At 65.1% G+C, this 8,899-nt stretch carries 6 protein-coding genes; 4 read left to right on the plus strand and 2 right to left on the minus strand.

The features are described from left to right. Positions 1-870: DEAD/DEAH box helicase family protein (locus tag IEW13_RS17015; RefSeq protein WP_188552102.1), on the minus strand; the 870-nt coding region annotated here is incomplete at its 3' end. 383 nt (positions 871-1,253) lie between these two features. On the opposite strand from IEW13_RS17015, the gene IEW13_RS17020 reads away from it, so the two are divergent. Further along, entirely contained in the window at positions 1,254-1,649 is a 396-nt protein-coding gene (locus tag IEW13_RS17020) for a sulfate permease (protein WP_229745279.1), read from the plus strand. Positions 1,650-1,791: 142 nt separating this feature from the next. Here IEW13_RS17020 and IEW13_RS17025 read toward each other — a convergent pair whose 3' ends face one another. Continuing rightward, entirely contained in the window at positions 1,792-2,937 is a 1,146-nt protein-coding gene (locus IEW13_RS17025; RefSeq protein WP_188552103.1) for a DUF4062 domain-containing protein, read from the minus strand. A gap of 137 nt (positions 2,938-3,074) precedes the next feature. Here IEW13_RS17025 and IEW13_RS17030 point away from each other — a divergent pair, with 137 nt between their 5' ends. The 3 genes from IEW13_RS17030 to IEW13_RS17040 all read left to right on the plus strand — a co-directional run bounded on the left by IEW13_RS17030 (position 3,075) and on the right by IEW13_RS17040 (position 8,422). Beyond that, complete coding sequence (locus IEW13_RS17030) at positions 3,075-4,031, plus strand: AAA family ATPase (RefSeq protein WP_188552104.1); 957 nt, start codon at positions 3,075-3,077, stop codon at positions 4,029-4,031. 866 nt (positions 4,032-4,897) lie between these two features. Further along, on the plus strand, positions 4,898-6,685 hold the full coding sequence (locus IEW13_RS17035; protein WP_444544413.1) for a S8 family peptidase: 1,788 nt from the start codon (positions 4,898-4,900) through the stop codon (positions 6,683-6,685). 66 nt (positions 6,686-6,751) lie between these two features. Continuing rightward, on the plus strand, positions 6,752-8,422 hold the full coding sequence (locus IEW13_RS17040; RefSeq protein ID WP_188552106.1) for an LA2681 family HEPN domain-containing protein: 1,671 nt from the start codon (positions 6,752-6,754) through the stop codon (positions 8,420-8,422). Positions 8,423-8,899: the final 477 nt, after the last annotated feature.

An 8,899-nucleotide genomic window follows, 5' to 3' on the forward strand; every position in this document is an offset into this window, starting at 1 on the left:
CGAATACGAGACCATCATGAACCCGGCCGTGAGCCTCGCGGCCTGACACCCCCAACTGTCACCTAAATGTGCGGCAGTCCCGACCGCCCGGTCGGGGTCAGTCAGGTCGATCACTGAGTGGTAGTTGATTCGGGCGAAGTAGCCATGAACTTGCGCTAGCCGCAGGGGGTAGGCGTATGCGATGCGGCCGCCCAGGTGCCGGCCATCCTCGCGGTAAGGCGTTGCCGTGAACTGCACGACCTCGCGGCCGCCGAAGAGGTCGACCACCTCTTTCCAAGTACGGGCGCCCAGGTGGTGGGCCTCATCGACAAACAAGCGGCGACACGACTGCGCGAGGCGTATACGCGCCTCCTCCGAGCACGCGTTCAGCGCCTGTGCCGTAGCCACGACTACATTCGCAGGCGTCAGAAGGCGCTCCACCTGGTCGACCGTCTGAAGCCCACTCTTGACTACAAGGACGACGGGGCACATGAAGTCGTCAACGACAGCACCGACGGCAGGTAGAACCCCAAGCGTCGCGAACTTCTCCGCGATCTGGGTCCGAAGTGCATCAGACGGCACTACCACCAGCGTCCGAGACGGCGAATGGCAGTAAGCGGCAAGCATCGTCTCGGTCTTGCCGGTGCCGGTCGGCATGACCACAGTGATCGGTTCGTTCTCTTCGGTTGAGCGGTAGGCCAAGATCGCATGCAACGCACCGAGTTGAGGGTGCCGAAGACCGGCGCTCGACTCGGACTCCTCAACGAAGCGGAACCGTCCCGCCAACGACGCGGCTACGGTCTCGCTGTCCCGCGGCTCGTCTGCGTGCGCGCCAGGACCCTCGCCAAGCCACCACAACTCGTTACCGTCGATGTCACGTCGCTCGATCACAGCGGGCACCCCTTTGTTCCAGGTCCGCGAAGTGCCTTCGGGCCGTGCCGACGCACAACTCCTCCGTTCCAAGTATGGATGCTGATGGTGATCGGTCGCGGCCCCTGAGGCCGTGTCGCGCAGGGGAAAGCCCCTTCGTGCGCGGGACCGTCATCGATCCAGCCCAAGTGCGCGACGGTGCCGTGGCGCACTCACTCGTCCGGCACCCTCGCCACCTGGGTGTGGCCCGGTGAACGGGTGGGTTCCGCGTGTCCGGGCTCGGGCGTACGGTGGACACCGAGGTAGGTTCTCCTCGATTGCGGGTCCTTCGCGACGGCCCAGCTTGGGCGCTCATACACGTACTGCCTCCTCGACGGAGAGACACGTGTGACGAGAGGCCCGCCATGATCCGCATGATCTGGACGCTCAGCGCCCACATCCGCTACTACCTGCGCCGCTACATGCCGACCAACCGGCTGCTCGACGCGATCCGACTCCGACCCAACTTGAAGTGGGGCATCCCCGCGATGCTCCTCGCCGTGCCTTACCTGCTGATCGCGAGCATCTGCACCGACGCCCTCGCTGACGGTGCGCCAGGCTGGTTACATCTGGTCGTGTTGTGGTCGGTGTGGAACGCGATGAAGTTCACCATCATGGGTCCGGTCAGCCTGATCCTCCTGATCCGCGCCCGGGCCAAGGAAGTCGTCGCCCGACGCCTCGGACCCAGGCACGGTGACGAATCGCCCGCACAGAAGATCGCTGCCGCCCGCGCGAAGACCGCCTTCCGCCACGGCAGGTGAATCATCCACAGTTGGGATGAGCCCACGACACGTCGCCCGTAGGAGTGAGACCCACGCCGTCTGTATCCGCGAACCTGGAGCGGACTCAGTCGATCTACAAGACCCGTACCTCGCAAGTCCATTCCATGAGGTCCCCTCTCGATCACAGGCCCGTTACGGTGCCGTCGATGGAGATGGGTGCTGGGTCGGGTTGGTTTACATAGACCTGCGGCGGGGTCCAGGTAGCCCGCAGGCGCCGCGCGCCCTGGTGGGAGGGGCCGAGCGCGAACGAGTCGATCCTGGACGCGGCCTGGTCGGTGATCAGCCGCTCAGCGAACAAAAGTCGGGCCACCGGACGCAGGACGCTGTCGTCCAGGCCCAGTCCACGCAATGGTGCCAGGGGATCGATCGGCCGCGCCATCCACCCCATCTGCTGGCCGAGCAGCGAGGTGCCGAACAGCCCATCGGACAACGCCCGCTGGTCCACCTCGTCGGCCGATACTCCGTTGATTGACGCGCGCATGTTCGCGCCCCGCTGCTCCTGGATGACCAACTTCAACTGTTCCTCGTGACCGATCGTCGAGACGGTCCTGGTGGACAGCTCCGCGATCTGCACCGGCAGTGCCGTATGAGGGGATGCGAACGGCACGCCGCCGGCACGGTTGTCCCGCAGCCGCACCAACTCAGCATGGACCGCGTCGCTGCGGACCGCCGCGGTGAGCGAGATCGTTTTCCCGTCGTTTGTGATCTCGCGTGCACGGAACAGTGTCCGGCCCACCCGCACCCACGGCGCCAGCTCCTCCGCCGCCAGCTCTTCCAGACGACGCCGCACTCGCCGTCCGAGGTCTTCCGGGTCACTCCAGGGGCTCGTCGTATACAGGTTGCGGGCGCCCTGGATCAGATCGCGCTGCGCACCGTCCATCTCCCCGCTGGTCTCGCCACGGACGAACAGGCACAGCCGCAGTCCGTTGCGCTCGGCCTCCAAGAACTCCGCATGCGTGGCTGAGTACCCGTCTGGCATCCGCACGCCGTAACGCGCACCCCACATGCCCACGTAGATCTCGGAACTGCGCACCCCGGAGAGGTAGGCCCTTTCGGCCGAGATGTCCTGCGCTCCGAGATCCTCGAACATCACCGCCGTCGCCCCGACCGACTCGATCGCTGCCCGCACCGCGGCCCGCTCGTTGGGCATGTCGGTGATCAGACTGGACACGAACACGCGCCGCCCGCTCGCCCACGCCCGCACATCCTCCCCGGCGGCAGCCAGGGAGGCCGAACGCTGGTCGATCAGCAGCGACGCATCATCCATGCCTCAAGTCCACCACGGACACGCCCAGGAGACCGAGCGCACACGCGAGCCGCCGTGTCGGCGAGGCTCGCTAGCCTCAGAGCCGCCGCCGGTAAAGTAGGCAGCAAATGACGGCGGGCGACTGAGGGAGGCAGACCATGGCGCGTGCGGACCTACTTCTGGACCTCGTCGAGGCCGAGCGCCGCGGCGATCGCGACCGCTTCCGCGTACTCGTCGAAGCGGTGATCGCTGAGGAGCGAGCCAACCAGCATCATCTCGTCGCCGACCGCCTGTCCGAGCTGATCACCACCACCGGACAGAGCGCCCCGCGTGATGACCGCGCCGCAGCCATGCGTGACCTGGTGCAGGAGATCGTTCCTCATCGGCGCCTGGACGAGCTGGAGCTTGCTCCGGTCCCGCACCGGGTCGTCACCGAGCTGATCGAGGAACAGAAGCGCGCCGAGCTGCTGCGCAGCTACGGGATCGAACCCCGGAATCGACTGCTCCTGTCCGGCCCGCCGGGCAACGGCAAGACCAGCGTCGCCGAGGCCATCGCCTCGGAGCTGATGCTGCCTTTCTACGTCATCCGCTACGAAGGGGTCGTCTCAAGCTTCCTGGGCGAGACCGCCGCACGGCTCGACAACGCCTTCGAGTTCGCCCGCACCCGCCGCTGCGTGCTGTTCTTCGACGAACTCGACACCATCGCCAAGGAAAGATCAGACGAGCACGAGACCGGGGAGATCAAGCGGGTGGTCTCGACCCTGCTGCTCCAGATCGACAAGCTTCCCCCGCACGTCCTGCTGGTGGGAGCGACCAACCACAGCGAACTTCTCGACCGGGCAGCATGGCGACGCTTCCAGATTCGCGCTGAACTCGAACCGCCCAGCCGTGCACAGGCGACCCGCTTCCTGGAACGCCTCGCCGCCCGCTTGGGTGGCGACCTCGGATTCGCTCCCCGGACTCTGGCGGACAAGCTCGCGGGAGCAAGCTTCTCCGAGCTGGAGGAGTTCGCGTTGGATGTGCGCCGTAGAGCCGTGCTCGAACTACCCGACAGCAACCTCCGGCGGATCGTCCAGGAACGTCTTGAGCACAGGCGAGATCAGGCGGCGGGGTGACCGCGGAGCGCCGGCCGCTCCTGGCGTTCGGGTCGCCAACGGTGGTAGATCGGCCCACACAAACGCCCCGGGACATGCCGCGCTTGTCCAAACCCAACGCCGGTCGCCAGGGAGAGCGGCTGACGCCGCAGTTCGGTGAGCTGAGCGCAGCGTTCGATGCCGAGCGGGCGCGTCTTTCCGCTGACACACCCGACGAGGTCGACCCGGCTCTGGTGGTTGTCTTCGACCTCGCCGGCAGCATCAAGGACTTCCGCAACGCGATCGACAAGATCGACGGACTGGAGTTCTTGTCCGAGCTAATCGGAGACCGATCGGACCCAGACGACGACTTCCACATGACCGAGTCCGAGAGCGGCCGCACGGACAAGCCCGTCCAGCACTCCCTGTACTTGATGATGTCGAACGCCAAGGCGATCGACGAACTCCTGCGCCTGTTCAACGCCTGGCAAGCAGACCCGTCAGCGTCGTTCGCCTACGGCTTGGGGAAGTTCAAGGACGCGTTCCAGCAGCTCACCGCGATCCGACGGTGGGGACCAGAAGATCGCATCCGAGAGACCGGCCTGCGTGAGCAGTGGCAGGAGAAACTCGACGTCGTCGGTCAGTCCGTCAGCACGGTGATGGTCGAAGTCGAGCTGTGGTACCGCCGCGACGCCACACTGCGAGCCACAGCACAGGGACACGTCGAGCAGGTCATCTCCGGCAGTGGCGGCCGTGTGCTCGACCGCTCCCAGATCGGCGAGATCAGCTACCACGCCCTGCTCGCGGAGCTGCCGATCCAACAGGTTCACTCGCTCCTGGCTGACGGGGCCGCGTCGATCCGGCTGCTGACCACCGACGAAGTCATGTTCGTCAACCCGTTCACTCCCATGAGCGTCGCACCACCGACCACAGAACCGGTCAGCGAGGTCCGCCTGCCACCTGGAGAGCGCACCGACGGTTTGCCTAGGGTCGCCCTTCTGGACGGGTTGCCGTTTCCCGGCCACGATGCCCTCGCCGGCCGGCTGGTAGTCGACGACCCCGACGGGCTCGGCGAGAACTACCCGCTGGCCGCGCGCCACCACGGCACCGCGATGGCCTCCCTGATCATCCACGGTGACCTCTCGGCTGACGGCGAACCGCTTGACCGGCCACTGTATGTCCGGCCCATCATGCGACCCCACGAGTTCATGACAGGACACGAGCAGATCCTCCCGGATCGGTTGCTCACCGATCTGCTGCACCGCGCGGTCAAACGAATCGTCGAAGGAGAGGCCGGTCGGGGTCCGGTCGCGCCGAGCGTGCGCATCATCAACCTCTCCATCGGTGCGCAAGCCCGAGCGCTCGTGCGCCGGATGAGCCCTGTTGGACGGCTACTCGACTGGCTGGCCCACTCCTACAACCTGCTGTTCATCGTCAGCGCCGGCAACCACCTCGGGCCGCTCACGATCCCGGCCGATGCCATCAGCACCGCCGATTCGGCACGATCCGCCGTGCTCCGGTCCGTCTACGACGCCGAACTGCTGCGAGGCATCCTCCCTCCAGGCGACGCCCTCAACGCGTTGACCATCGGCGCCACCCACAGCGATGGAGTGGGCGATGTCGACGTGCCGGACACCGCCTGGGACATCACCCACCAGGACGGCCCAGCCCACTACGGCGCGACCGGCCCCGGCGTCGACCGCTCCGTCAAGCCCGACCTCCATCACATCGGAGGCAGGGCGCTCTACGCCCGCCCTGTCAGACCGCCGGGCGGGCAGGAGACCGTCGCGGTGGAACTGGCTCAGATAGCAACCACCGGGCCAGGTCTGCAAGTAGCCGCGCCCGGGCGAGCGGGCGCAACGAACAACACCGTCTTCACCATCGGCACGAGCAACGCAACCGCGTTGGTGGCCCGCGAAGCCAGCCGCCTGTACGACATCCTCGAAGCCGGCTCCGACGATCCCGAAGACGCGCCGCTGCCGGACCCGCAGTACCACCCGCTGCTCGTGAGAGCCCTCCTCGCCCACGCCAGCAGTTGGGGCGAATGGGAGGCGCGACTGCGCCGCGAACTCGGCCTCACCAACCAGCAAGCCCGCCGCCACCTGACCGCGCTCCTGGGCTACGGCCGGCTCGACACCGACCGGCTCGGAACCGCAGCCACGAACAGAGCAGTGCTGGTCGGCGGGGGACTAATTGCACGCGACCAACGCCACACCTACGAGCTGCCGCTGCCGCCTTCGCTACGTTCACGCGCAGAGTGGCACCGCTTCACCATCACCCTCGCCTACATGGTCCCCACCGTCGGGCAGCTCAACCGCTACCGGGGTGCCNTGGTCCCCACCGTCGGGCAGCTCAACCGCTACCGGGGTGCCAAGGTCTACTTCGCCACGCCAGACACCCGACTCGCTGGCGGGGAGCGGATCGATGCCGAACACAACTCGGTCAGACGGGGAAGCCTCCAACACGAGATCGTGCAGGGTACCCGCACGATGGTGTTCGGCGATGACGGCACCTTCCCGATCCACGTCGAGTGCATGGACGATGCCCAGCGGCTCCGCGCCGGCAAGACGGTTCGCTACGCGCTCGTGGTGTCCGTCGAGACTGCGGAACAGACGTCGACCACCATCCATGACGAGGTACGGGCGAGACTGCGCCAGCAGGTTCGCGATCGCGCCCGCGGTCGGGTGCAGAGTTGAGTTGGCTTCCTAGCTGGCGCGCTGTCATTGCTCGGCGTCGGCAAGAAGGGCCGTGAAGGTAGTCCGATGTCGACTTATGAGGAATGGTATCGGCGGTTCTTGCTAGTCAGCGAGACAAACGCGGATAAGGCCTTTGCGGCGCAAGAACTGCTCACCCTGGCCGGCGGGATTGATGGCTCCGCTCTCTCAGCCAAAGAGAGATCAGCACTTCGATTCGTCTGTTCCTCCCTCGTGATCAACGCGGGAACAGACCTCGCCGACGCGACGATCCTTCAAGCGGGACAAGAGCTTGCTTCGCGCGCACAGGGAGAGACTGACCCGACTGAGCCGTTGCACTTCCAATGCATTTACAACGTTGCGAACGCGATCGTCGGTGCCTGCGATCTCGGTTTGCCCCCAGAAGGCCCCCGGGAAGTTTGGCTTCCGGCGCTCATAGAAAACCGCCGGTCAAGTCGATTCGAGCTTCGACGCGCGAGGCGAATGTTCCTGGATGTCGGGTCGTCCCAGCAGGCTGATCCACACACTCGATCTGCCGCGTACTGCAATCTTGCGAACAGTCTCGACCACTCTGGACGGTGGGCCGAAGCATATGACTTCTACCTGCGGGCACTGGAAGCCGATCCGACGAACGGTAATGCCGCCGGGAACTTGGCTCAACTCTTGCTGAGCCGAATCCATACGCGAGTGGGGCAGACTGGCCACATCGCCGCGGTCTACGACAAGTACGTGAAGATGGCACAGTCTCTGCGAGATGGCACGATCGCGTTCGCCGGGTCAGCCACGGCCAACCGCTGGGACGGCCTTGAGCCCACGGACAGCTTGGGTCACCTCGTTCATGGCCTGGACGATCCCGAGGACGAATATCGTCAGTGGGTTGCGACGTACCGACTCGCATTGTCACCCGCCGTCGAGGGTCTCGGCACCGAAGACGCACATTGGGACAGCGCCGCAATCGAGATCCTATATGGCAACTCGCCGGAGGAGATGTCGCCGCCGATCCTGGCGGAGATGAACGTCCTGAAGTCGGACTTCCTCGTCTCCCGTCAGTTGGCGTACGAAGGCTACGTGCAAGTCGCCGAAGGACCGCAGCAGAAGGACGACGACACCGGGTACTACATCGAGACGCTCGACTACTCGCTTTACGGACTCCAGTACTCGAAGCTGTTCCTCGCCCAGCGGTCAGCGCTAGATGTTCTGGACAAGACTGCCGTTGTTGCCAACGAACACTTTGGCGTCGGCGACGAAGCGCGAAGAGTTTCATTCCGCAAGTTCTGGGCGAACAAGGACGGAGTGGTCCGGCCAAGCCTCACGAAGAGTCCGGCGCGCTCGCTGCCTCCGCACGCGCTCTCTGAACTCGCGTACGACATGGAGGGGGACGGCATGTACGCCCCATCTCAGGCGCTTCGAAATGCCGGAACGCATCGGATTGTCCATGCCGCGTTCCTGGACGACACAGGAATCACCATCGACGCGCGCAGTCGAATCCACCTGTTCGAGCTGGTGGAATCAACCGTCCTGGCCCTCCAGGTCACCAGGTCCGCGTACCTCTACCTGATCGACCTTGTCTCAAGTTGGAATCACCCCGATGACCATGTCGGCACCTACGCGCCGTTTCCTTCGTTCGAGTACATGCAGTTTCCCGAAGATCCCGAACAGGAGTCGCCGTCCGAGGCGCCGGAGGCCGCTGCGCCGGCCGGGGAGAACTCTGAGGCGTCCGATTCGCGTGACGAGGCTTGAAGTGGGACCGCTCAGGTGACCGACGGCTTGCAACGCATGCAGGATCTGGCCCGCGAAGAGGGAAGAAAATTGATCTTGGCACTATTCAGGCGGGAGGGAACGCGCCTGTGGATGCGATCTCTCGAATATGCCTCGTTGTGAATTGACGTCCCGTGCTCCACATTTACCTCGATCAGTTCGCGTGGATCGGACTCGCCAAAGCGGCGCATGGGCGCCCGGACGGCGCGCGCTACCGCGATGCACTTGAGATGTGTCGGGCCGCGAGGGTGCGCGAAGCGGCGTCTTTCCCACTCGATCTGTATCGGTACTGGGAGACAGCCAAGAACCACAACGACGGGTCCAGGAACCGCCTGGTTGACACGATGATCGAGTTGTCCGACTTCGACGCCATCACCATGGAATGCCCCCGGTGTTAGGTCCAGGTCTTATGTGAGTTGCGGGGATTGATCTTCTCTTCTGTGGCGGCAGCTCGCGGCA

The sequence above is a fragment of the Sediminivirga luteola genome, assembly GCF_014639315.1.
GTDB classification, from domain to species: domain Bacteria; phylum Actinomycetota; class Actinomycetes; order Actinomycetales; family Brevibacteriaceae; genus Sediminivirga; species Sediminivirga luteola.

What these genes read in the sequence shown, in the direction of transcription:
- IEW13_RS17020 (WP_229745279.1), top strand. Translation starts at nt 1,254, where the DNA reads ATGATCCGCATGATCTGGACGCTCAGCGCCCACATCCGCTACTACCTG.
- IEW13_RS17025 (WP_188552103.1), bottom strand. Translation starts at nt 2,937, where the DNA reads ATGGATGATGCGTCGCTGCTGATCGACCAGCGTTCGGCCTCCCTGGCT.
- IEW13_RS17030 (WP_188552104.1), top strand. Translation starts at nt 3,075, where the DNA reads ATGGCGCGTGCGGACCTACTTCTGGACCTCGTCGAGGCCGAGCGCCGC.
- IEW13_RS17040 (WP_188552106.1), top strand. Translation starts at nt 6,752, where the DNA reads ATGTCGACTTATGAGGAATGGTATCGGCGGTTCTTGCTAGTCAGCGAG.